Annotated in this window: 19 protein-coding genes and 2 pseudogenes; 11 read left to right on the forward strand and 10 right to left on the reverse strand. The window is 62.2% G+C overall.

Annotated elements, in window-relative coordinates; genetic code table 11:
- Positions 1-77 precede the first annotated feature (77 nt).
- The gene (locus B0G76_RS23780; protein WP_120294704.1) at positions 78-272 is read left to right on the forward strand and encodes a DUF1653 domain-containing protein; all 195 of its coding nucleotides are present in this window, start codon (positions 78-80) and stop codon (positions 270-272) included.
- A gap of 80 nt (positions 273-352) precedes the next feature.
- Positions 353-547 carry a YqaE/Pmp3 family membrane protein gene (locus B0G76_RS23785; RefSeq protein WP_042325076.1) on the forward strand — a complete coding sequence of 65 codons (195 nt, stop codon included), beginning with the start codon at positions 353-355 and terminating at the stop codon, positions 545-547.
- A gap of 23 nt (positions 548-570) precedes the next feature.
- Here B0G76_RS23785 and B0G76_RS23790 read toward each other — a convergent pair whose 3' ends face one another.
- A complete protein-coding gene (locus B0G76_RS23790; protein ID WP_120294705.1) occupies positions 571-891 on the reverse strand; it encodes a 2Fe-2S iron-sulfur cluster-binding protein in 321 nt (106 codons plus the stop codon).
- Between the two features lie 93 nt (positions 892-984).
- Positions 985-2,985 carry a sigma-54-dependent Fis family transcriptional regulator gene (locus B0G76_RS23795; RefSeq protein ID WP_120294706.1) on the reverse strand — a complete coding sequence of 667 codons (2,001 nt, stop codon included), beginning with the start codon at positions 2,983-2,985 and terminating at the stop codon, positions 985-987.
- Positions 2,986-3,402: 417 nt separating this feature from the next.
- On the opposite strand from B0G76_RS23795, the gene B0G76_RS23800 reads away from it, so the two are divergent.
- Complete coding sequence (locus B0G76_RS23800; protein ID WP_120294707.1) at positions 3,403-3,693, forward strand: DUF1488 domain-containing protein; 291 nt, start codon at positions 3,403-3,405, stop codon at positions 3,691-3,693.
- Positions 3,694-3,777: 84 nt separating this feature from the next.
- On the opposite strand, the gene B0G76_RS23805 is transcribed toward B0G76_RS23800, so the two are convergent.
- The 5 genes from B0G76_RS23805 to B0G76_RS23825 form a co-directional block, all read right to left on the reverse strand.
- Positions 3,778-4,308: a cytochrome b gene (locus tag B0G76_RS23805; RefSeq protein WP_120294708.1), complete on the reverse strand. Its 531-nt coding sequence runs from the start codon at positions 4,306-4,308 to the stop codon at positions 3,778-3,780.
- Positions 4,309-4,456: 148 nt separating this feature from the next.
- Complete coding sequence (locus B0G76_RS23810) at positions 4,457-5,758, reverse strand: NCS2 family permease (protein ID WP_120294709.1); 1,302 nt, start codon at positions 5,756-5,758, stop codon at positions 4,457-4,459.
- Between the two features lie 406 nt (positions 5,759-6,164).
- Entirely contained in the window at positions 6,165-6,422 is a 258-nt protein-coding gene (locus tag B0G76_RS23815; RefSeq protein WP_120294710.1) for a DUF4148 domain-containing protein, read from the reverse strand.
- A gap of 142 nt (positions 6,423-6,564) precedes the next feature.
- Positions 6,565-7,338 (reverse strand): slipin family protein, encoded by a 774-nt coding sequence (locus B0G76_RS23820; protein ID WP_120294711.1) that lies wholly within the window; start codon positions 7,336-7,338, stop codon positions 6,565-6,567.
- A complete protein-coding gene (locus B0G76_RS23825) occupies positions 7,335-8,981 on the reverse strand; it encodes a nodulation protein NfeD (protein ID WP_120294712.1) in 1,647 nt (548 codons plus the stop codon). The genes B0G76_RS23820 and B0G76_RS23825 overlap by 4 nt, the downstream gene beginning before the upstream one ends.
- Positions 8,982-9,139: 158 nt before the next feature.
- On the opposite strand from B0G76_RS23825, the pseudogene B0G76_RS23830 reads away from it, so the two are divergent.
- Positions 9,140-10,337, forward strand: a pseudogene (locus B0G76_RS23830) (IS4 family transposase).
- Positions 10,338-10,524: 187 nt separating this feature from the next.
- Here B0G76_RS23830 and B0G76_RS23835 read toward each other — a convergent pair.
- Entirely contained in the window at positions 10,525-11,580 is a 1,056-nt protein-coding gene (locus B0G76_RS23835) for an AraC family transcriptional regulator (RefSeq protein WP_120296734.1), read from the reverse strand.
- Between the two features lie 230 nt (positions 11,581-11,810).
- On the opposite strand from B0G76_RS23835, the gene B0G76_RS23840 reads away from it, so the two are divergent.
- The 6 genes from B0G76_RS23840 to B0G76_RS23865 all read left to right on the forward strand — a co-directional run bounded on the left by B0G76_RS23840 (position 11,811) and on the right by B0G76_RS23865 (position 19,166).
- A complete protein-coding gene (locus B0G76_RS23840; protein WP_120294713.1) occupies positions 11,811-12,944 on the forward strand; it encodes an acyl-CoA dehydrogenase in 1,134 nt (377 codons plus the stop codon).
- Positions 12,945-13,040: 96 nt separating this feature from the next.
- Positions 13,041-14,732 (forward strand): AMP-binding protein, encoded by a 1,692-nt coding sequence (locus tag B0G76_RS23845; RefSeq protein ID WP_120294714.1) that lies wholly within the window; start codon positions 13,041-13,043, stop codon positions 14,730-14,732.
- Between the two features lie 59 nt (positions 14,733-14,791).
- Positions 14,792-16,309 carry a CoA-acylating methylmalonate-semialdehyde dehydrogenase gene (locus tag B0G76_RS23850; RefSeq protein ID WP_120294715.1) on the forward strand — a complete coding sequence of 506 codons (1,518 nt, stop codon included), beginning with the start codon at positions 14,792-14,794 and terminating at the stop codon, positions 16,307-16,309.
- 27 nt (positions 16,310-16,336) lie between these two features.
- On the forward strand, positions 16,337-17,230 hold the full coding sequence (gene mmsB / locus B0G76_RS23855) for a 3-hydroxyisobutyrate dehydrogenase (protein WP_120294716.1): 894 nt from the start codon (positions 16,337-16,339) through the stop codon (positions 17,228-17,230).
- Positions 17,230-18,030 (forward strand): enoyl-CoA hydratase, encoded by an 801-nt coding sequence (locus tag B0G76_RS23860; RefSeq protein ID WP_120294717.1) that lies wholly within the window; start codon positions 17,230-17,232, stop codon positions 18,028-18,030. The genes mmsB and B0G76_RS23860 overlap by 1 nt, the downstream gene beginning before the upstream one ends.
- The gene (locus B0G76_RS23865; protein ID WP_120294718.1) at positions 18,027-19,166 is read left to right on the forward strand and encodes an enoyl-CoA hydratase/isomerase family protein; all 1,140 of its coding nucleotides are present in this window, start codon (positions 18,027-18,029) and stop codon (positions 19,164-19,166) included. The genes B0G76_RS23860 and B0G76_RS23865 overlap by 4 nt, the downstream gene beginning before the upstream one ends.
- A 303-nt stretch (positions 19,167-19,469) precedes the next feature.
- Here B0G76_RS23865 and B0G76_RS23870 read toward each other — a convergent pair.
- Both B0G76_RS23870 and B0G76_RS23875 read right to left on the reverse strand, forming a co-directional pair.
- Positions 19,470-20,597, reverse strand: a pseudogene (locus B0G76_RS23870) (MFS transporter); the annotation flags it as partial.
- A 946-nt stretch (positions 20,598-21,543) separates the two neighbouring features.
- A complete protein-coding gene (locus B0G76_RS23875; RefSeq protein ID WP_183082124.1) occupies positions 21,544-21,921 on the reverse strand; it encodes a helix-turn-helix domain-containing protein in 378 nt (125 codons plus the stop codon).
- Between the two features lie 151 nt (positions 21,922-22,072).
- Here B0G76_RS23875 and B0G76_RS23880 point away from each other — a divergent pair, with 151 nt between their 5' ends.
- Positions 22,073-22,540, forward strand: coding sequence for a hypothetical protein (locus tag B0G76_RS23880; protein ID WP_120294721.1), 468 nt, complete (start codon positions 22,073-22,075; stop codon positions 22,538-22,540).
- The last annotated feature ends 108 nt before the right edge of the window (positions 22,541-22,648 follow it).

Raw genomic sequence — 22,648 nt, forward strand, 5'->3', positions numbered from 1 at the left:
AACAAGACCATGTGCTCTGTTTCGGAGCACGTCGGGCCGATTATAAAGAATCCGTTGATCCGGAGAGGAGCAGTTGAATGGTGCGTTATCGACACTACAAAGGCGGCATTTACGAGCTGGTTTGCGAGGCCACACTGGAGTCCGATCCGTCGGTCACAATGATCGTCTACAAAGCTGGCAATGGTACGATCTGGACGCGTCCGGCTTCGGTATTCTTCGAGCTGGTTGAAATCGACGGCACCAAGGTGCCGCGCTTCGCGCCGATCAACTAGGCGGGCTCGTTCAAGCGATCGCAAGCGCGATCGCACCCGAAGAGCGTGTACTGCCAGTTCAATACAAACAGGAAATCTGAATGCGTCTATTGCTTGCCATCCTTCTGCCGTGGTTTCAGTTCTTCACGATCGGCCGACCGTTTGCCGGCATCATCTGCCTGATCTTGCAGATCACGCTGATCGGCTGGATTCCGGCCGCGATCTGGTCGGTGTACGCGTTGAGCCAGTACAACACTGACAAGAAAATCGCCCGTGCGATGGGCAACGGGCGCTAAGGCTGAATGCGATGGCGGCGGCGCTAAGTGCTGCCTTGGCGCGGCTGTAATTCAACGGCATCTGGCGCTTCGATCACCACGTCGGTTTCCGCGATTGCCACGCACGGCAGAATGTAGCCCTCCGTTTTTTCTTTGCGGCTCAAACCCGGCCATTCGATCGTGTAGCGCACGCGTCCTGCCGTCATTTTGCATATGCACGTCCGGCACGTACCGTTACGGCACGAGCGCGGCAGGCGCAGATTCGCAAAGCCGGCGGCTTCGAGGATCGTGAGCGAATCGGGCGCTTCGAAGCTTTGGCCGAGCGGCTCGACGCGAACGAGAGGCGGGCGGGTAGGGTCGGACATCGTGTGAATCGGTGACGGATTGCGCCACACTTTACACGCTGACCGGGGCGTTCACAGCACGCCACCGAACGCCCATGCCTCGGCGCCGCCGTTTCAATGCGTCGTGCTCTCACGCCGCAAATACCGATACACCGTATTGCGCGCAAGCCCCAACTCGCGTGCCGCGGCCGACACATTGCCGTCGAGTCGCGCGAGCGTCTGCGCGATTAACGTAGCCTGCCAATCTTCCATCCGGGCGGGCGACGCATTCACCGGCGCAGCCGGCGCGTCGCGCCCGTCACCGCCATTACTGTCGCTAGAAAAGGTCACGGGCGGTTGGACGCTCACGTCGGCCGGCGCATCCTCGCAATCCTGCAGAAAATCATCCGGCAAATCCTCGAGTTCGATCTGTTCCGCGCCTTCGGCCATGATGCTTGCGGTACGCAGCACGTTAGCCAGTTGCCGCAGATTGCCGGGCCAGCGGCATTGTGCAAACCGTTCCAGCACCTCATCGGACACGCGGCGTGGCAAACGCTCGCCATCCGGCTGTAATGCCAGCATGCGCTCGACGAGCGCTGCCAGATCGCTACGCTCGCGCAGCGCCGGCAAGGTAACGACAAGGCCGTTGATCCGGTAATACAGGTCTTCGCGGAAGGTGCCGGCTTCGATCATCGCGCGCAGATTGCGGTGGGTCGCGCAGACGATGCGCAGATCGACCGGAATCGCCCGTGTGCCGCCGAGCGGCACGACAGTACGCTCCTGCAGCACGCGCATCAGGCGCACCTGCTGGGCGAGCGGCATGTCGCCGATTTCATCGAGAAAAAGCGTGCCGCCGTCGGCCTGGACGACCTTGCCGACGCTCCCGCGTTTTTTTGCGCCGGTGAACGCACCGTCCTCGTAGCCGAACAATTCCGCCTCGATCAGCGTATCGGGCAACGATGCGCAATTCAGCGCGATGAAAGGCGCGCCGCGCCGCGGCGAATCGTGATGGATCGCGCGGGCGAGCCATTCCTTGCCGGTGCCGGTTTTGCCGAGGACCAGAATGGGGATATCGCGTCCGCGCAGCTTGGCGACTCTGCGCAGGATGGCGGAGACTTGCGCGTCGCCTGTATCGAGCGTTTCGAGTGTGGCGAGTGGCGTGGGTGGCGCCGCCTCGCAGGGCCGGGCCGCAGCACGCGCGCCGCTGGAAGTGGTCGCACGCGGCGCGTCGGATAGCACATCTGCCGAAGCCACATAGCGCGGCGCCGCAAATTCACCGCGGGCGACCACGCGCACGCCGCTCGGCAACGTCAGCACGACGTTTTCGCCTGGCGCGCGGGCGATCTGTTGCAGCAGTCGGGCGAGCGCGATGCCGAACAACGCGTCGATGGTTTGTCTTTGCAGGTCGGCGAGCGGCTGCCCGAATTGAAACAGCGCGCTGCGGTTCGCGGACAGGAACGTGCCGTCCGGCGCGAGCGCGGCGAGCCCTTCGTAGAGCGTGCCGATGAATTCCGAGCGTGCGTGAAAGTGGACGCGGATGGCGTCGACGAATTGATTGGAGAACAGATGATTTTCGATCATCTGCGCCGACATCCGCACGAGCGCCAGCGTGTGCTTGTGGAAGCCGCGCGTGTCGCCGCTGACATCGAGCGCGCCGATGGTGCGCCCGAACGGATCCGCGATCGGCGCGCACGAACAGGTGAGAATCCGGTTCGCGTGCAGGAAGTGCTCGCCGGCATGCACGACGGTCGGCTGCGCGTCGATCAGGGCGGTGCCGATCGCGTTCGTGCCGCGATCCGCTTCGGCCCACGACACGCCCGGACACAAGGCGACGCGATTGGCTTTTTCAACGAAGTCGCTATCGCCGAGACTGTGGAGAATCACACCGTGATTGTCGGTGAGCAGCACCATGCTCTGCGTGTCGACGATCTGCGCGTGCAACGTCTCCATCACGGGAAGCGCGTGCGTATAGAGCGACTGATTGCGATCGACAAGTTCGCGTAGCGCGGGGCGGCACAGCGGATGAAAGTCCGGCGTTTCCGACGCACGCAGGCCGACTTCGAGCGAGCGGGCATGCGCTTGCGCGATGACATCTGGTCGACCGATGGCGGGCGGCGTGGCAGCACGATGGTTCAAAGCATGTCTCCGGTGATCGGACCCGGCAGGTGCGTTGCCCGCCGCTGCGTTCCGCAGTGCAACATACGCATCCGCGGCCGAACACCGATATTACAGGACGAAACAGCAACTGGGCGAAGGCGGCGCGGGAGGGAAAAATCGGGTCGCGCGGTAGGGAATCGGCACGTCAAAATGCCCCGTCAGGCACCAAAATAGAACAAACAAAAAGGAAAACTTGCGCAGCGGCCGAACTCGTCTACAGTGAATCCAATCACCTCGCGGGTCGCGAAGTATGGCGTATTCGCAACTGTGAAGTGACGGACCCGCGCCATCAGCATTCGACAAGGAGGAAAAAGCGCTGCCGGAGCGACCAGACTCAACCAGCGTGCGCAGTACCAATCGACTCATGCGCAGCACCCAACCTTTCAGGTGAATCCCATGCAGATCCTATTCCCGAACGAAACTCCTGAATATTCAGGTCGCGAACTTACCTTGGCGTTCCCGGCGATGGTGGATGGGGAAAGGGTGGAGTGCATGATCACGGCTGAGGCGCTGGAAGATCATTTCGGCGCCGCCTCGCCACGCCTGGAAGACATGGTCGACGCATTCGACGCGCACCGGGCCCGGATCGAAGCCGCCACGCGGCGTCTGCTATCCGAAACGCGGGCGCAATGTCTGGTACTGCGGAGCGGCTACGTGCGTTTCTACGAAGCGAACTGGCGCAACTGAGCGAACTTGCGCCGCACGGTGGGTTGTTTCATGACGCTGCGCGCGCAAGCGCCAGCGCCTCATGCGCCAAAAAAACGAAACTGATCAAACCATTCGCCGCAACGTCCGATCCTTCAACACCACGTGATGCGCGATTGCCGCAAGCGCGTGCATGCCGATCACCCAGTAAAACGCATTGCCGAGCCATTCATGCGCTGTCTTGAGTAATGGCCGCGCAATTGGATCCGCGCCAACCAACGTGTAATTGATGTTGATCCAGGCCAGCGTGACGGGATGCCCACCGGTATTGATCATCAGGATGCCGAGCAGCGGCTGCGCGAAGATGAAGACATAGAGGGCGAGATGAGCGGCGCGCGCCAGAAACGCGAGCAGCCGGTTGCCTTCGGCTTCCGCGGGCGCGCCGGCCCATAGCCGCCATACCACGCGCAGGACCGCCAATCCCAGCACCAAGGTGCCGGCGCAAAAATGCACGCTGCTCCAGAACGCCCGGCTGTCAGACCCTTTCGGCCCGCGGATTTCGATTGCCAGATAAGCGAGCGCGATCAGCAGAAAGATCGCCCAGTGGAAGAAGATGGCGGGCGACGTATAACGGTCTGAGGCGCGGCGGTAGGACATGCAAGAAACTCCCGTGACCAGCTGGTTGGTTTTTATCAATCATCGGATGATAAAGGGTGCCCGAGCAGAACGGGTACCTTCAATAAAACGATTGTTGATCCAGACCGAACCGTGGCCAAACACCGCGCCGCCGCGCGGTGCTTCCAGCTTATTCGCTGCCGAGGTAGAAATACCGGAACAGGAAAATCGCCGCGATGATCCACACCACCAGTTTCACTTTGCGCGCCTGGCCGGTCAGCAGTTTCAGGCCGGCGTACGAGATGAAACCGAATGCGACGCCATTGGCGATCGAGTAGGTGAACGGCATCAGCAGCGCGGTGAGCGCGGCCGGCACGACTTCGGTGGCGTCGTCCCACGGCAGGTCGAGCATTTCGCGCAGCATCAGGCACGACACGTACAGGAGAGCCGGCGCCGTCGCGTAGCCGGGCACCACGGCCGCCAGCGGCGCGAAAAACAGCGCCGCGAGGAACAGCACGGCGACGGTGAGCGCCGTCATACCCGTGCGGCCGCCGGCCTGCACGCCCGACGCGCTTTCGATATACGCCGTGGTCGACGAGGTGCCGAGCATCGAGCCGGCCAGAATCGCCGTGCTGTCGGCGAGCAGGGCACGGTTCAACCGGAACATCTTGCCTTCGACCAGCAGCCCGGCGCGATTGGCCACGCCCATCAGTGTGCCGGTTGCATCGAACAGTTCGACGAGGAAAAACACGAGGATCACGTTCAGCACGCCGCCCGAGAGCGCGCCGCGAATGTCGAGCTGGAACAGCGTGGGCGAAATCGACGGCGGCGCGGAGACGATGCCGTGGAACTGATTGCCACCGAAGAAAAAGCTCAGCACCGTCACGCCGACAATGCCGATCAGGATCGAACCGCGCACCCGCAGATAGTCGAGCGTGACGATTGCGAAGAAGCCGATCACCGCGAGGATTACATGCGGGTTGTGCAGGTCGCCGAGCGTGACGAGCGTGGCCGGATTGCCGACCACGATGCCGGCCGACTTCAGCGAAATGATTGCGAGAAACAGGCCGATGCCGCCGGTGATGGCGATACGGATCGAATGCGGAATCCCGTTGACGATCACTTCGCGCACGCGAAACAGCGTGACGATCAGGAACAGGCAGCCGGAGATGAACACCGCGCCGAGCGCGGCTTGCCACGTGAAGCCCATGCCCTTCACGACGGTGTACGCGAAGTACGCGTTCAACCCCATGCCGGGGGCGAGCGCGATCGGATAGTTCGCGTAGAGACCCATGATCAGCGAGGCCAGCGCGGCCACGATGCAGGTCGCGACGAACACGGCGTCTTTCGGCATACCGGCGTCGCCGAGAATCGCCGGATTGACGAAGATGATGTAGGCCATCGTCAGGAAGGTGGTCAGCCCGGCGAGCACTTCGGTACGCAGGTCGGTGCCGGCGGCTTCGAAGCCGAAGTATCGTTTTATCGAGTCCATGAGGCGGGTCTCTCGTTGTTCATCTCGTTGTTGGAAAAGCGTTTCTTGTGGTTGATACAGGCCATGCGCAGCAGATAAGCAGGCGGCCATGCCGTCCGGTACGGCGCCAATGCCCGATGTTCGATGTTCGATGTATCGGGCAGCCCAGCCTACCGGCGGATTGTAATCACGATTGACGGCGGCGAACCAGATTGTGTGGCTGCGGGCGTGGCCGAAGGGGCGAGATGATACCTTGCCAGCGCGCGGGGTGGCGCGGCAAGCGCATTTGCGATGTTGCGGCGGGGAAGGGGCTTTCTTTCGGGAGAGGCGGGAATGGACGGTAAGACATGCAAGGCCGGCGTCGTCTGCGATCGGGGTAATCGCGGGCGTCCCGGCCTGCCGTCTCAAGGCGAGGGCGAGGCGCTGATTACTGCGGCATGCTCCCGCTTGCTTGCTGGGCACGCCGTGCGGCAACAATGCGTCCTGCGCGCAGCGCGTTGTCCGGATAGTCGATCCAGTCGAGCGGATCGTAGCCGGCGGCGCGCCATTCGGCCAGATCGGCCTTCACCTGAGCACGCGTTTTCGGCGCCGAGGGGTCATAAGGACGCGAGGTCTGCGCGAACGCGGTGCTCATACTCACGGCGGCCAATAGCGCGCCGAGTCCAACTAAAGAAACGATTTTCATGACTAGCTCCTATGGAGCGGTTGAAAACGACCGTCACATTCTAGTTTTCATATGCGTGCCGATTAAGTCGATTGCTGGCAATGCACCGTTTCACCCCGTGATCCAAGGCGGGCCAATGTGAAGCGGCGCGTCCCCCGGTTCTTCAGGAGGCCGACGGCTTGCTGAAGCGGTCCAATACCGCGCTCAGCAGATCGATCGGCAACGGAAACACGATCGTCGAATTCTTGTCGGCGGCGATCGTCGTGAGGGTTTGCAGGTAACGCAACTGCATGGCTTGCGGTTGCTTCGCGAGCGTCTGGGCCGCTTCCAGCAGATGCTGCGAAGCCTGCAATTCGCCTTCCGCGTGAATCACCTTGGCGCGCCGTTCGCGCTCGGCTTCGGCCTGGCGGGCGATCGCGCGGATCATCGTTTCGTTGATGTCCACGTGTTTGATCTCGACGATCGCCACCTTGATGCCCCACGCGTCGGTCTGCGCATCGAGCACTTTCTGGATATCGGCGTTCAGTTGCTCGCGAGCGGCCAGCAGGTCGTCGAGTTCATGCTTGCCGAGTACCGCGCGCAGGGTGGTTTGCGAGAGCTGGCTGGTTGCCTCGAAATAGCGCGCCACCTGGATCACCGCTTTCTCCGGATCGACCACGCGGAAATACACCACCGCGTTCACCTTGACCGACACGTTGTCGCGTGTAATCACGTCCTGCGGCGGGACGTCGAACACGACGGTGCGCAGATCCATGCGTACCACCTGCTGCACGATCGGGATGATCAGGACCAACCCAGGCCCCTTGACCTTCCAGAAGCGCCCGAGCATGAACACCACACCGCGTTCGTACTCGCGAAAAATCCGTATCGACGAAGCAATCAGTGCGGCCACCAGCAGAATCAGAATGCTGCTGAAGCCGAATGTGAATCCGATCATGAGCGTTCTCCTTGTTGTAGTGCTTCCGCGGGCACCACGGTCAGCGTCAGTCCGCGCCGCGCGGTAACGCGCACCGCGTGACCGGCCGCGACCGGGGCCGTGCTGGACACCCGCCAGCGTTCACCATGCACCTGCGCCCAGCCGGCCAGCATGCCGCCCGCGGCTGCGTCCCCAGGCAACGGGCCGCCCTCCGGCAACAGGCCATCATCGAGCACGACCCCGAGACTGCCGATCAGCGCTTCCGAACCGGTCACCACGGGCCGGCGCCGCGACCGCAAGACGAGCCTCGATACGCCGAACACAAACACGACGCTGAACACCACCACGGCCGCGATCAGGGGCAGCGGAATGCCGTAGCCGGGCACGTCGGTATCGATCAGCATCAGCGCGCCGATCACGAACGCGACCACCCCGCCGAAGCCGAGCGTGCCGAAAGTCGGCAGAAACGCCTCGCCGATCAGGAAGGCGGTGCCGAGAAAGATCAGACCGAGCCCGACGTAATTGACCGGCAGCATCTGCATCGCGAAGAGTCCCATCAGCAGACTGATGGCGCCGACTACGCCGGGCAGCACGAAGCCCGGATTGGCGAATTCGAAGAAGAGGCCGTACATGCCGATCATCAGCAGCATGAGCGCGACGTTCGGATCGGTGATGACCGCGAGGAACTGGCTGCGCCAGTCGGCTTCCAGCGTGACGACCGCTGCGTTGGCGGTGTGGAGTTTGACGTCGCCGCGGCTCGTGGCGATCGTGCGGCCGTCCACCTGGCGCAGCAGATCGGGAATGTCGCGCGCATTCAGATCGACCACGTGCTGCGCGAGCGCTTCGCCGGCCGACAGGCTGACGGCTTCGCGCACAGCGCGCTCGGCCCAGTCGGCGTTGCGCCCACGCATTTGCGCGAGGCCGCGGATATAGGCAGCTGCGTCGTGGACCTGCTTGCGCATTTCTGTGGATTGGGTGTCGAGCGGAAGGGCAGCGCTGGCTGGGTTCGATGCGTCGGCTGCGTTCGCCGGGTTCGCCGAACCGGCTGAGGCAGGTGCGCCGGGGCCGTTCTTTTGTGCGCCCGCGCGACTGCCGGCGCCAGCGCCACCTCCACCGCCCGGCAGGCCCGGCATACCGCCGCCGCCCGCAGGCGGCTCCGCACCGCCGATGCCCATCTGAATCGGCGTCGCCGCGCCGAGATTGGTGCCTGGCGCCATCGCGGCAATATGGCTGGCGTAGACGATATAGGTGCCGGCGCTCGCCGCGCGCGCGCCACTCGGGGCGATATAGGTGGCGACCGGCACCGGTGAGCCGAGAATCGCCTTGATGATCTGCCGCATCGACGGATCCAGTCCGCCGGGCGTATCGAGTTGCAGCACGGCGAGTTGCGCGCGGTCGTCGGCGGCGCGCTGCAGGCTGCGCACAATGAAGTCGGCGCTGGCCGGACCGATCGCGCCGTTCACCGGGATCACGATCACGCTGTTCGGTGTGACGGCGGCTTCGGCGGCCTGAAGCGATGGCGCGTTTTCGCACAACGCGAATCCAAATGCCAAAAGTACGCCGAACGCGGTCATGCCGCGCATCAACCGGCCCACGCCTGGGCCACGGATAGGCGCAGGGCGCGGACCAGACTGCCGGAACGGGAGACGCGGATACGGACTCATCGCTGACGGCTGCCGCGCCCTGCCGACGGGTATCGGCCGGCGCGGGCCGATACCCCAAAAAGGCTGGCCTGCTCCTTACAGCTTAGTCCCAATACTGTTAACAAGCTCAAATTTGTGTTAACTTTCAAGCCTCTGAACCAACAAGAAGAGCTTGAAGGATGGCAAGAACGGAAGCAACGCTGCCAGGCGGGGCGCGGCTCGCGGACTATCTGGCGGTGGGGTATCTGGCGCTGAACTGCTCCCTGGGACAGGTCAAGGAGGCGCTCACGAAGTGCGGCGTGCAGACGCGCGTGCGCCGCGACATGCCGCGTGAAGTGCTGGTGTATTTCGTGATGGCGATGTGCCTGTATCCGCGCGTGGCCTATGAGGAAGTGTTTCGTCTGGTGATCGAGGGACTGCGGCGCATCTACGGCGACCAGGTACGCGACGCGCAGGTCAGCAAGGCGGCGATCTCGCAGGGTCGCGCACGCCTGGGATGGCAGGTGATGCGCGAGCTGTTCGCCCGGCAGGCGGCGCAAACACCCACGAACCGCAGGCGGCGACTATGCGGGCTATCGGGTCATGAGCGTGGACGGCTCCACGCTGGATGTGCCCGATGAGAAGGCCAATGCGCAAGCGTTCGGATATGCGCAGGGAGGGCGCGGTGAGGCCGCGTATCCGCAGATTCGCTTCGTAGCGCTGGCCGAATGTGCGACGCACGCGCTGTGTGAGGTCCAGATGGGCGGGGTATGCGAGCACAGCGAACAGGCGCTCACACGCCAGCTGTTTCCGGCATTCTCGGACGACATGCTGGTGCTGGCCGATCGCCTGTTCTATGGCTATGACATGTGGCGCGACGCGGTGGCCACCGGAGCGAAGCTGCTGTGGCGCGTGAAGTCGAATTTGCGGCTGCCGTGCGAAGTGCCGCTGGCAGATGGTTCGTACCTGAGCACTGTCTATGCCAGTGACACCGACAGGCGACACCAGCGCAACGGCATGCAGGTGCGGGTCATCGAGTATCGCCTGGAAGGTGTGCCTGATGCCGAGCCGCAGTATCGCCTGATCACCAATCTGCTGGACGCAGCGGTGGCGCCTGCCATAGAACTCGCGGCGCTGTACCACCGGCGCTGGAAAATAGAAGAGATGTTTGACGAGATCAAGACACATCTGTGCGACGGCAAGAAGGTGCTGCGTAGCAAGACGCCTGATCTGGTCCGTCAGGAGTTCTATGCGTTAATGCTTACCCACGCGGCGATCCGTCGACTGATGTATGAGGCTGCCCAGGACAGCGGGCAGCACCCGGAAGACTTATCGTTCGTTCATGCCGTACGCGTGTTGAACCGACGCCTGCCCGAGGCGGCGGCCGTTCCCCCCTGAGCAGTGGCAAAGTTGGAGGCTCAGCTTACTGCGGGAAATCGCCAGTGGGCGTGCCGTGCAAAGCCGCGGCAAGCGTAATCCCCGCGGCGTGAAGCGAAAGATGTCGAACTTCCGGATACGCCGACGATCGGAGCCGCTGAATCAGCGAATTTCACCGAAAGCGGTCATCAAGTGAACAGTATTGAGCTTAGTCCGATTCCGCGCGATGCGTGAAATCCGCATGGGCCGGCCGGTAATCGCTCGGCCGCATGCCGGTCCACTTGCGAAACGCGCGATGAAACGCGCTCGGCTCGGCGAAACCCACGGCGTTGGCGATGTCGGCGATCGTGCGATCGGTGCCCTGCAGCTCGCCGATGGCAATGTCGCGCCGCAAATCGTCCTTGATCGACTGGTACGTATAGCCTTCGTGTTTCAAACGCCGCCGCATCGTCGCTTCGGCGACGTGCAGACGCAGCGCCATCTGGTCGGCGGCGGGCCAGCCGGCCATCGGCAGCGCGCGCAGCATCTTGCGCACCCGTGCGGCGAGCGAGCCAGGATTGCGGTATTTGACGATGAAGCTGCCGGGCGCATCGCGCAGGAACGGCTTCACCGACTGGGTGGTCTGGACCACCGGCAGGTCGAGAAACGCCGGCGAGAGATCCACATAGGACTCGGCCTGATCGAACGCCATGTCGTCGCAGAACATCAGGCGGTATTCATGCGCAGCAGGCGGCTCAGCGCAGCGAAAGCGCGCTTCGAGCAGGGGAATGCGCCGCCCGACCAACCAGCACAACAGGCCGTAGACGAGGATAAAGTAGGTCGCGTAAGCGAACATGGCGGGCAGCTTCGCCCCTTCGCGTCCGATGTACCGCAGCCGCACGCGCTGCGCATCCGTCTCGATCTGCGCGCCAAGATCGTCCAGCACGAGCCGCATGAAGCCGACCGCCCGCGCGAGCGCTTGCGCGCCATTACGCGCGGTCAGCGCTGTCCGCGTCATCGCAATGAAGCTGCCGCTTTTCATACGGTGCGAGTCCTGACCGAAGAACTCGTCGTCCAGCGCGCGGGCGATGCCGGCCCACAACGCGCCGTACTGCGCCGACGAAACCCGGCTTTTCGGCGACGCCAGCATGGTTGCCGCAATGCCGGCAGCCTCGGCGAGCGGCAGCGCGTCGAATCCGCGTGCCCGCGCCAACGCCAGGGTTTCCTCGACCATGCTGACGGAAATCGTGCCTCTATCGTTCCTGGGGTTCTTGAAGGTCTTCATGTTTTTCATGGATGTCTGGCAAATGCGCTCAACATTTTCCTTCTGGCGAATCACTAAGCCTTTGAAAATGCGGCCTGAATCGGCTTTGCATGATACCGGTATGGCAAATGCGCTCAGTCAGAATGATCGGGCTGAGCATCGAACCTGTCCAGCGGCTTCCCTACACTTGGCCTGAACCGATCGCGGATCGCCTCGCCGCCGCGACTCGATGCACATAACAGGATTGAGCCATGGACAGCTTCTACACCGACGAACAGCGGATGATCCGCGACGCCGCCCGCGACTTCGCCACGGAGCGCCTCGCGCCGCACGCCGGCCAGTGGGATCGCGACGCGAAGCTGCCGGCGGAAGTCGTGACGCAAATGGGCGAGCTGGGTTTTCTCGGCATGATCGTGCCGTCCGAGTGGGGCGGCTCCTATACAGACTACGTCGCCTATGCGCTCGCCCTCGAAGAGATCGCCGCGGGCTGCGCCGCCTGCGCCACGGTGATGAGCGTGCACAACTCGGTCGGCTGCGGGCCGATTCTGAACTTCGGCACGGACGCGCAAAAGGATCGTTATCTGCAAGATCTCGCCACAGGCCGTCGCATCGGCGCGTTCTGTCTGACCGAGCCGCAAGCCGGCTCCGAGGCGAACAATCTGCGCACCCGCGCCGTGCTGCGAGACGGCAAATGGATTCTCAACGGCAACAAGCAGTTCGTGACCAACGGCGCGCGCGCCAACATCGCGATCGTGTTCGCCGTTACCGATCCTGACCGCGGCAAACGTGGCCTGTCGGCCTTCATCGTGCCGACCGACACGGCGGGCTTCAACGTCGGTAGACCTGAGCACAAGCTCGGCATTCGCGCATCGGACACCTGTCCCATCTCATTCGACGATTGCGCCGTGCCCGAAGCCAATCTGCTCGGCGAACCGGGCGAAGGCCTGCGCATCGCGTTGTCGAATCTCGAGGGCGGCCGCATCGGTATTGCCGCGCAGGCGGTCGGCATCGCGCGAGCCGCCTTCGATGCCGCGCGCCTCTATGCGAACGAACGCATCCAGTTCGGCAAGGCGCTGAAGGATCACCAGACCATCGCCAACATGCTCGCCGACATGGCGACCCGCCTGAACGCGGCGCGCCTGCTCGTGCATCACGCGGCGCGGCTGCGCTCGGCGGGCAAGCCGTGTTTGTCCGAAGCCTCGCAAGCCAAGCTGTTTGCGTCGGAACTTGCCGAGGAAATTTGCTCGAATGCGATCCAGATTCACGGGGGCTATGGTTATCTCGAGGACTACGCGGTGGAACGGCACTATCGCGACGCCCGCATCACGCAGATTTACGAAGGAACCAGCGAGGTACAGCGGATGGTTATCGCACGCCATGTTTAAACGCAAATTAGGCGGCGTTTGAGCGCAAAATAGCCTGCCGGTAATGCAAAACAGAGGCAAAAAACAGAGCGCGTACCGCGCCACTTGGAGACGACGATGACTGCAGCGAAGGGCTTTCTCGAAGCGCGCGACCTGTTATTGCGCCATCGAACCGACTACGACCGCGCCTACCGCGAATTCGTGTGGCCGACGCCAGGCGAGTTCAACTGGGCGCTCGACTACTTCGACGTAATCGCGCGAAACAACGACAACCCGGCGCTGTGGATCGTAGACGATCCGGCAGGCGACGGCTTGCGCTTCTCCTACGCGCAAATGTCGGAGCGTTCGTCGCGCATGGCGAATTTCCTGCGCGGTCTCGGCGTGGGGCGCGGCGACCGATTGCTGCTGATGCTGCCGAACCGCGTCGAACTGTGGGACGTGATGCTCGCGGCGATGAAGCTCGGTGCGATCGTGCTGCCGGCCACCACCCAGCTTTCCGCCGACGACGTGCGCGATCGTGTGCAGATCGGCGGCGCGCAGTTCGTGGTGGTCAATAGCGCGGAACTGGCCAAGTTCGATGCACTCGAGGTGCCACTCACCCGCATCTCGGTCGGCACGCCGCGCGACGGCTGGATCGATCTTGCCGCCGCCTATGACGCATCGCCGCAATTCACGCCGGAAGGCGTCACGCACGCCACCGATCCGCTGCTGCTGTACTTCACGTCGGGCACGACTTCGAAGCCGAAGCTGGTCGAGCACACGCACCTGAGTTACCCGGTCGGCCATCTGTCGACGATGTACTGGATCGGCTTGCAGCCCAACGACATCCATTGGAACATCAGCTCGCCGGGTTGGGCCAAGCATGCATGGAGCTGCTTTTACGCGCCGTGGAATGCGCAGGCCTGTGTATTCGTTTTCAACTTTCCGCGCTTTGTGCCCAAAGACACGCTCGACGTGCTGGTGCGTTTCAACATCACCACGCTGTGCGCCCCGCCTACGGTCTGGCGCATGCTGGTGCAGGAGCATCTCGCCGACTATCCGGTGAAGCTGCGCGAGATCGTCGGCGCGGGCGAGCCGTTGAATCCGGAAGTTATCGAACGCGTCAAGCATGCGTGGGGGATTACGATTCGCGACGGTTTCGGCCAGACCGAAACCACCTGCCAGATCGGCAATTCGCCAGGGCAACCAGTGGTGCCGGGTTCGATGGGCCGCCCTCTGCCGGGCTACAAGATCGAACTCCTCGATGCCGACGATCACCCCGTTAGCGAAGGCGAAATCTCGCTGCCGTTGGCCGAACGTCCGCTCGGTTTGATGACCGGCTACGCGAACAACGCCAATGCCACCACGCAAGCCATGCGCAACGGTTTCTATCATACCTCCGACGTCGCGCTGCGCCGCGACGATGGTTACTACGTCTACGTCGGCCGCGCCGACGATGTTTTCAAATCGTCCGATTACCGGCTCAGTCCGTTCGAGCTCGAAAGCGTGCTGATCGAACACGAAGCGATCGGCGAGGCAGCGGTGGTGCCGAGCGCGGACGCGATGCGTTTGTCGGTGCCGAAAGCATTCGTCACCGTGCGTCAGGGCTACGAAGCCGGCCCCGAACTCGCGCGTGCGGTCTTCGCGTTTTCGCGTGAAAAGCTCGCACCGTACAAGCGCATTCGCCGCCTGCAATTCAGTGAATTACCGAAAACCATCTCCGGCAAGATCCGCCGTGTCGAATTGCGTCGCCGCGAAATGGAGCGCGAGGCCGAACCCGCGCGCCTGCCCGGTGAGTATTGGGAAGAGGACTTCCCGGATCTGCGTTGATACTTTTTATTCCCAGTCACTGCCCAGCCGATACGCGGCTACTGCACAGGAGTTCCAGCATGAGCGCAATTGCTTCGAGCCATCCCGCCACCGTCAAACTGCTGATCAACGGCGAGTTCGTCGAATCCAAAACCACCGAATGGCGCGACATCGTCAATCCGGCCACGCAAGAGGTACTCGCCCGCGTGCCGTTCGCCACCGCCGATGAGGTGAACGAAGCGATTCGCTCGGCGCATGCCGCGTTCAAGACGTGGAAGGACACGCCGGTCGGCGCGCGCATGCGCATCATGCTGAAATTCCAGGCGCTGATTCGCGAGCATTCGCCGCGCATCGCCAGGACCTTGAGCGCCGAGCAGGGCAAGACGATTCCCGATGCCGAAGGCGATATTTTCCGTGGGCTTGAAGTGGTTGAGCACGCCTGCTCGATCGGCACCTTGCAGCAGGGCGAGTTTGCCGAGAACGTGGCGGGCGGTGTGGACACCTACACGTTGCGTCAGCCGATCGGCGTCTGCGCCGGCATCACGCCGTTCAATTTCCCCGCGATGATCCCGTTGTGGATGTTCCCGATGGCGATCGTCTGCGGCAATACGTTCGTGCTGAAGCCGTCCGAGCAGGATCCGTTATCGACCATGCAACTTGTCGAACTGGCGCTTGAAGCCGGTGTGCCGAAGGGCGTGCTGAATGTCGTGCACGGCGGCAAGGATGTGGTCGACGCGCTCTGCACGCACGATCTCGTAAAAGCGATTTCCTTCGTCGGGTCGACGGCCGTCGGCACGCATGTTTATCGCCTCGGCAGCGAACACGGCAAGCGCGTGCAATCGATGATGGGCGCCAAGAATCACGCCGTGGTGCTGCCCGATGCGAACCGCGAGCAGACACTGAATGCGCTGGCCGGCGCCGGTTTCGGCGCGGCGGGGCAGCGTTGCATGGCGACCTCGGTGGTCGTGCTGGTCGGCGCGGCGCAGCAGTGGCTGCCCGATCTGGTCGCGAAGGCGAAGACGTTGAAGGTCAACGCAGGTAACGAGCCGAATACGGATATCGGCCCGGTGGTCTCGCGCGCCGCGAAGCAGCGCATTCTCGGCCTGATCGAAACGGGTGTGAAAGAGGGCGCGACGCTGGCGCTCGACGGCCGCGGCGTGACGGTGCCGGGCTACGAGCTAGGCAACTTCATCGGCCCGACGGTCTTCACCGATGTCACCACGGAGATGGAAATTTATCGCCATGAAATCTTCGGCCCGGTGCTGGTGGTGCTGAATGCCGCCACGCTGGATGATGCGATCGCGCTCGTCAACCGCAATCCGTTCGGCAACGGCGTGGGTCTCTTCACGCAAAGCGGCGCGGCGGCGCGCAAATTCCAGAGCGAGATCGATATCGGCCAGGTCGGCATCAACATTCCGATTCCGGTGCCCGTGCCGTTCTTCAGCTTTACCGGCTCGCGCGGCTCGAAACTCGGCGACCTCGGCCCGTACGGCAAGCAGGTCGTGCAGTTCTACACGCAGACCAAAACCGTCACCGCCCGCTGGTTCGACGACGACACCGTCAACTACGGCGTCAACACGACCATCAGCCTGCGCTGAGCCCTCGGGTCTATTGGAGACGGCATCATGAGAATAGGCTTTATCGGACTTGGCAACATGGGCGCGCCGATGGCGCTCAACCTGCTCAAGGCGGGTCACGCGGTCAATGTATTCGACCTCAACGCAGAAGCGGTGCAGGCGCTCGTCAAGGCGGGCGCCAACGCGGCAGGGTCCCCGAAAGCGGCGGTGACCGACGTCGAATGTGTGATCACCATGCTGCCCGCGGCCGCGCACGTGCGCAGTGTGCTGTCAGCAGATGACGGCGTGTTCGCGGGCATCACGGAAGGCGTGACCATCATCGATTCGAGCACCATCGACCCGGCCAGCGTGAAGGCGTTTGCCGAACTTGCCGAGCAACGCGGCAATACCTTTGTCGACGCCCCCGTCTCGGGCGGCACCAGCGGCGCGGCGGCGGGCAAGCTGACCTTTATGGTCGGCGGCAGTGCGAGCGTGTATGAACAGGTGAAGCCGGTGTTGTCGGCGATGGGCAAGAACATCGTGCATTGCGGCGAGACCGGCACCGGCCAGGTCGCGAAGATCTGCAACAACCTCGTGCTCGGCATCACGATGGCAGGCGTGGCCGAGGCGATGTCGCTGGGCGAAGCGCTCGGCATCGACGCAAAAGTGCTGGGCGCCATCATCAATACCTCGACGGGCCGCTGCTGGAGTTCGGATACATATAACCCGATGCCCGGCGTGATCGAAACCGCGCCGTCCACGCGCGGCTATACCGGCGGCTTCGGCACCGATCTGATGTTGAAGGACCTGGGCCTCGCCACCGACGCCGCGAAATTCGCGCGTCAACCGGTGTATCTCGGCGCTTTGGCTCAGCAGCTTTATCAGACGATGAGCACGAAGGGCGCGGGACGTCTGGACTTCTCGGCGGTGATCAAGCTGTACCGTAAAGATGGGGATGCGTGATGATCGAACTCGACTACGCACACGACGGCGCCGTTGCGCTGCTGACGCTTAAACGGCCGCCCGCGAACGCGTTCACGCCAGAGGGCTTGCTGCTGTTGCAGCAGACCGTCGAGCGTCTGAACGGCGAAGCGCGCGTGCGGGCCATCGTGATTACGGGTGACGGCCCCAAGTTCTTCAGCGCGGGTGCCGACCTGAATACGTTCGCTGACGGCAATCGCGAGGTCGCGCGCACGGCGGCGACGCGCTTTGGCGCGGCGTTCGAGACCTTGCAGAACGCACGGCCGGTGGTGATTGCCGCGATCAACGGTTACGCGATGGGCGGTGGACTCGAATGCGCGCTGGCCTGCGATATCCGCATCGCGGAGCAACACGCGTTGATGGCGCTGCCCGAAACGGCGGTGGGCTTGCTGCCATGCGGTTGCGGCACGCAGACGCTGCCGTGGCTGGTCGGCGAAGGCTGGGCCAAGAGGATGATCCTGACCGGCGAACGCGTCGATGCAGCGACCGCATTGCGTATAGGTCTGGTCGAGGAAGTGGTGGAAAAGGGCGCCGCGCGCGAGGCCGCGTTGACCATGGCGGCGCGTGTTGCGAGCCTTAGCCCGCAAGCGGTCGGCTTCAGCAAAACGCTGATTCATCAGGGCCGTAACGGCGTGCCGCGCGCGGCGGCTTTGGCGGTGGAGCGGGAACGCTTTGTCGATCTGTTCGACGGCGCCGATCAGCGTGAAGGCGTCAATGCGTTTCTCGAGAAACGTGCGCCACGGTGGCAGGTGACGCAGGCTGGGCAGGAGACCGATCGATGATCGCCGTGCAGAGCGTCGCGCTCGATACGGGCGTCGAAGCGGAGCGCGAGATTCTGTTTCGCGTGGTCAACCGTGTGGCGATCATCACGCTGAACCGGCCTGCCGCGCTCAATGCACTGTCGCACGCGATGGTGCGCGAGCTTGCCGTGCTGGTCGAGCATTGTCGTACCGACGACGGCATCGTTGCTCTCGTGCTGAAAGGCGCGGGCGCCAAGGGTTTTTGCGGCGGCGGCGACGTGCGCGAGGTGCATCGGCTCGCGAAGAATGGCGATAGCCGGTGGCTCGCGTTTTTCGTCGATGAGTACCGGCTCGACTATGCGCTGCACACGTTTCCGAAACCGGTGGTCGCCTTGCTCGACGGTATTTCGATGGGCGGCGGCATGGGGCTCGGGCAGGCGGCGCGGCTGCGTATCGTCACGGAGCGCAGCAAGATCGCGATGCCGGAGACGCGTATCGGATTTCTGCCCGATGTCGGTGCGACGCGCTTTCTGAGCGTGATGCCGGCGGAGGTCGAACTGTATGTTGGGCTTACCGGCGTGACTTTATCAGGTGCGGATGCGGTGCGTTTGCAACTGGCGGATTTGTGCGTGCCGGCGGAGTGGCTTGGGACGTTTGAAGAGCGACTGCAGAGGATGTTGCATGCGGGGGATTTGATGGTTGCATTGAGGGCTGTGTTCGAGCCGCCGTGCAATATCATTCCGCATGCTGCTTTGGGGCCTTTTACTCAGTTGATTCTGAGGCATTTTGATCGGCGTTCTAGCGTTGAGCGGATTGTTGCAACGTTGCGTCATGATCTGCAGCGCGAGCCGCCGCGTGAGGTGAGGCAGTGGTTGCAGTCTGCTTATGATGCGATGGTTGGGCATTCGCCTACGATGCTGTATGTCACGCGTGAGGCTTTGTTGCGTGGGCGGCAGATGAGCCTGGCTGAGTGCTTTCGGATGGAGCTTGGTATTGTTAAGCGGGTTGTCGAGGAGGGGGATTTTTGTGAAGGTGTGCGGGCGCAGTTGATCGATAAGGATCGCAAGAGTCGATGGGCGCCGGCGACTATCGCCGAGGTTCGGGCGGAACGGGTTCGGTACTTTTTGACTTCGCCGTGGAAGAGGGAGACGCATCCGCTGGGTGGGTTGGGGGCGTGATGTGGTTGGTGGTTGTTCTTCTGTTTTCCTATTGGGTTGGCCTTTCCTTGATTTGTTAGTGGTCTATTAGCGTCGCCCCTGTGCGGGGCGGCACCTACTTTTCTTTGCCTGGGGCCGCCGCAAAGAAAAGTAGGCAAAAGAAAGCGGCTCACACCGCCAGCTCATAAGCGGGGCCCCCGCGCAGCCGCGGTAGTGGTGCATCTGGAATCTGTGTTCTCGCACATTCAGCCCTGGTGACAAGGCCGTCATACTTCCGGCGGCGCTGCGCGCGCCGACGGGTGCTTCTGCGGGGAGGCTTGCTCGTTAGCCTTCTCCTACTGTGTCGCCTCTCAGTATGCCTGTCGATGGTTTTGCCGTTTGCGCGCCGTGCACTCGGGAAACCCAAAATACCCCGATTAGCGCAACCGCGACGCCGAGCCATCCCACGGTTCCGTACCCCGTGATCTGGCCGGTCGGTGAGTTGCTCAGCATCAAGCCGCCAATCCATGCGCCACATCCCGTGCCGACTGCCTGTAGGGCACTGTTGGCGCTTAGGAAGGCGCCCCGGCGCGCAGGTTCCGGGACGGTCGTTAGGAGTGCCTGCATAGGTATCATTCGTCCCGACATCAACACCATGAAAAATGGGAAGAACATCACCAGCGCATAGAACGGCAAGTCCGGCAGATGCGTCACGAACAGAACGGGCAAAAACGAAAGGATCACCGCAATCCGGAATACGCGTCGCGTGCCGAATCGATCTGCAAGTCGGCCAACCCGGCGCGATGTGAAGAACGTTGCCGCGCCACCCGCCATATACAGCCACGACAACTGCGCGGGAGCCACGCCGTGATTGGCAACCAATACCGGTGAGATAAACGGAATCACCACCATATGCGCGATCATCATCATGAACGTCAGCGCAAACGCATTCATATGCCGAGGGTTGCTCAACAAGCGCCACAAATCAGGCAATACCTCGCCAAGCGATGGCTGGCGGCGGCTCAAATGCTCGGCAAGCGACGGGACCAACCGCCAGCCAACCACCCAGATCAACAGCGACAGCACCACCAGCAAATAGAACGGCGCGGCCCAGGTGAAGTGCGCGCCCAACATCACGCCAGCCGGCACGCCGGCAATCGCGGCCAATGAAAAGGCAGTCATGATCGTGCCAGTCGCGGCGCCGCGGCGTTGCACCGGAATCACGTCGCCGACGATCGCCATGATCACGGACCCCAATACGCCCCCCGTAATGCCCGCAAAAGCGCGCGCGACAAGCAGAAGAGGAAAGCTGCTCGACAATGCGCATGCAAGGTTCGACAGCGCGAACAGCGCATAAACGGTCAGCAACAAACGACGCCGGTCGAAGCGGTCGATATAGGTGGCCGCGAACAATCCCGACAGCCCCGAACACCATGAATACGCAGACACCGCCGTCGCAAATGCGGCCGGTGTTGGTCGGGGAACCATTAATCTTTAACTTGGGAAGGAGATAAGTGCCGATTCTTCCTTTTTTTAAGCCCAACATTGCGTTGAAAACGAAGGTCAGGAAGCAAATAAGTCTGTATTCTTGGTGAAAGGTAGTTTACGTACTTTGGCTGGGAGGCTGGTACGTTTTTGCACCCCCACTTCGTGGATGAAAGGGGGCCGGGCACGCTGACGGTTCGGCTATTTTGATCATTTTGATATGCGGATTTGTAATTTTAGATATATCTAAAGATATCTTCATACAGTTGATCACCTTATACATCGCCATCGATATATCGGGAGACAACAAAGTCTGCGGGAAGCAGAAATTGGCCGTTCAGAGACAATAAAGTCTGCGGCAACGCCAATTTTCGTTGTGCGATGCACAATTTTTAGAGAGGTTTAGAGCGGTGATTGGCCTTCAGTGCGGCTGCGGCGATGCAAGGCGCGAACAGACAAAGCTTGGTGAGATGCTTGGAGAGATCGAAGCCACGCGAAAATATCGGAAGCGAGCGATCGCCTGTCGTGAGTCGCTGAGGCAAGTCGACATCTGACCAACTGGGTCGTGCCTTTAGCCTTGACTATGCGTGAGAAAGCCACACGGTCCAGCTTATTGCGGGAACGCCCGGCACAGTGAAAGCGGTAGTTGGAGGGTTGCCGATCCGCTTGTCGGCGACAGGCAACGGAACTAGGAATAACCGCAAATCCGCTTTGGTGCCGCTTCCTGGCTTGATGGCAGGGGCGAAATCTCTAACACAAGAAACTCGGGTCGTTTCGCAGCTTGGGAACGGGTATGCCGCGAGCAAGGACGACCTACGACCCGCGCCTTAATGGCAAGCAGTGCAAATCTGGAGAATGCGGGTTTCGCGCGTGCCGTCGCGATCCCGGAGGACCTCACCGGTCGCGCACTGCGGAGTGAACGACCAAAGTCGCGCTACCGACGTGCAGGGCCTTTGTTGCCCGTTCTGTGTTCGTGTGCGGGTGGCAACCGGCTGCATAGATCCTTGACCAGCGTTCCCACCCACGCGCGATCGTCGCTGCCGAGCCGCGCGAGCTGCTCCGCGATCTCCAGGCTGACATCTGTTGGCCGGTCGGACGCGCGCCTGAGGAGCGTCGAGACCGGAATCTTGTAGAGGTCCGCTAGCTCCAGTAGACGCGGGATGGTCGGCCAATGCGCGCCGCGCTCAAAGCGACTTACCGTTTCGACAAAAACGCCGAGATGCTCGGCCACCTGCTCCTGCGTCAGTTCTGCATCGGCTCGGGCCGCTGCCAATGCGCGCCCCAGATGCTTTGCACTTTTCTGCTCGTTCACGGCAGTCAAAAGTCACCATTTCATGTTGTCATCCAACATGGAATAGTCTCTTCAATGCGCCGATCTGATAACATCACTTTATATTGGTAGACAACATTAATTGTCGTCTTGTCGTGTATTTTGCTTTCCAAAGTCACCGTAAGGGAGAGATATGTTGTTCACAGATGCAAACTGGGCCGAGTCGAGTGCGTTCCGGCGCGCCATCGCGAAGCCGTTCCAGCCTTGGAGGTGTGTGGGATGGACAGGCGACACGATCTGTTTTTGGGTTTTCCCCGCGCCCCAGCCTGACCGGACCGACGCGCTGCCCGACGGGTTGCTGGTCGTCGACCCGGTGGCGCTTCTCGATATCGCGAGTGAACTGACGCCAGGGACCTTCTCCGTGTACGTGATGGATGCGCCCGCCGATGACCGGCCATCTGCGCGAATGCGGCGCGTGACAGGCTTGCTGACCCAGCAGCAAGTTATCGCGCCGGCATATGACTACTGGTACAGGACGGAAGAGGGCAATCTGCATCCCTGCTCCCGGCTGCAGCATTGTCTTTCCAACGACGCCTCGTTGCAGCTTGCACTCAACCTGGACGCACAGGATTGCAATGAACCGGTTGTGGACGCACGGTAGTCGAATCCGACATCAGGGACATCACCAGGTTGGTCCACCTTCCGATGGATTTCGCGCCACGCGGAGAGCCGCTCGATGTGGGCCTCCTTGCCGAGTACGGCGTGACGT

The organism is Paraburkholderia sp. BL23I1N1 (assembly GCF_003610295.1).
GTDB lineage: Bacteria > Pseudomonadota > Gammaproteobacteria > Burkholderiales > Burkholderiaceae > Paraburkholderia.

Bases quoted from the DNA above. Each gene is read 5' to 3' on its own strand.
- B0G76_RS23780 (WP_120294704.1), top strand. From the start codon at position 78: ATGGTGCGTTATCGACACTACAAAGGCGGCATTTACGAGCTGGTTTGC.
- B0G76_RS23785 (WP_042325076.1), top strand. From the start codon at position 353: ATGCGTCTATTGCTTGCCATCCTTCTGCCGTGGTTTCAGTTCTTCACG.
- B0G76_RS23790 (WP_120294705.1), bottom strand. From the start codon at position 891: ATGTCCGACCCTACCCGCCCGCCTCTCGTTCGCGTCGAGCCGCTCGGC.
- B0G76_RS23800 (WP_120294707.1), top strand. From the start codon at position 3,403: ATGCAGATCCTATTCCCGAACGAAACTCCTGAATATTCAGGTCGCGAA.
- B0G76_RS23805 (WP_120294708.1), bottom strand. From the start codon at position 4,308: ATGTCCTACCGCCGCGCCTCAGACCGTTATACGTCGCCCGCCATCTTC.
- B0G76_RS23810 (WP_120294709.1), bottom strand. From the start codon at position 5,758: ATGGACTCGATAAAACGATACTTCGGCTTCGAAGCCGCCGGCACCGAC.
- B0G76_RS23815 (WP_120294710.1), bottom strand. From the start codon at position 6,422: ATGAAAATCGTTTCTTTAGTTGGACTCGGCGCGCTATTGGCCGCCGTG.
- B0G76_RS23820 (WP_120294711.1), bottom strand. From the start codon at position 7,338: ATGATCGGATTCACATTCGGCTTCAGCAGCATTCTGATTCTGCTGGTG.
- B0G76_RS23825 (WP_120294712.1), bottom strand. From the start codon at position 8,981: ATGAGTCCGTATCCGCGTCTCCCGTTCCGGCAGTCTGGTCCGCGCCCT.
- B0G76_RS23835 (WP_120296734.1), bottom strand. From the start codon at position 11,580: ATGAAGACCTTCAAGAACCCCAGGAACGATAGAGGCACGATTTCCGTC.
- B0G76_RS23840 (WP_120294713.1), top strand. From the start codon at position 11,811: ATGGACAGCTTCTACACCGACGAACAGCGGATGATCCGCGACGCCGCC.
- B0G76_RS23845 (WP_120294714.1), top strand. From the start codon at position 13,041: ATGACTGCAGCGAAGGGCTTTCTCGAAGCGCGCGACCTGTTATTGCGC.
- B0G76_RS23850 (WP_120294715.1), top strand. From the start codon at position 14,792: ATGAGCGCAATTGCTTCGAGCCATCCCGCCACCGTCAAACTGCTGATC.
- mmsB (WP_120294716.1), top strand. From the start codon at position 16,337: ATGAGAATAGGCTTTATCGGACTTGGCAACATGGGCGCGCCGATGGCG.
- B0G76_RS23860 (WP_120294717.1), top strand. From the start codon at position 17,230: ATGATCGAACTCGACTACGCACACGACGGCGCCGTTGCGCTGCTGACG.
- B0G76_RS23865 (WP_120294718.1), top strand. From the start codon at position 18,027: ATGATCGCCGTGCAGAGCGTCGCGCTCGATACGGGCGTCGAAGCGGAG.
- B0G76_RS23880 (WP_120294721.1), top strand. From the start codon at position 22,073: ATGTTGTTCACAGATGCAAACTGGGCCGAGTCGAGTGCGTTCCGGCGC.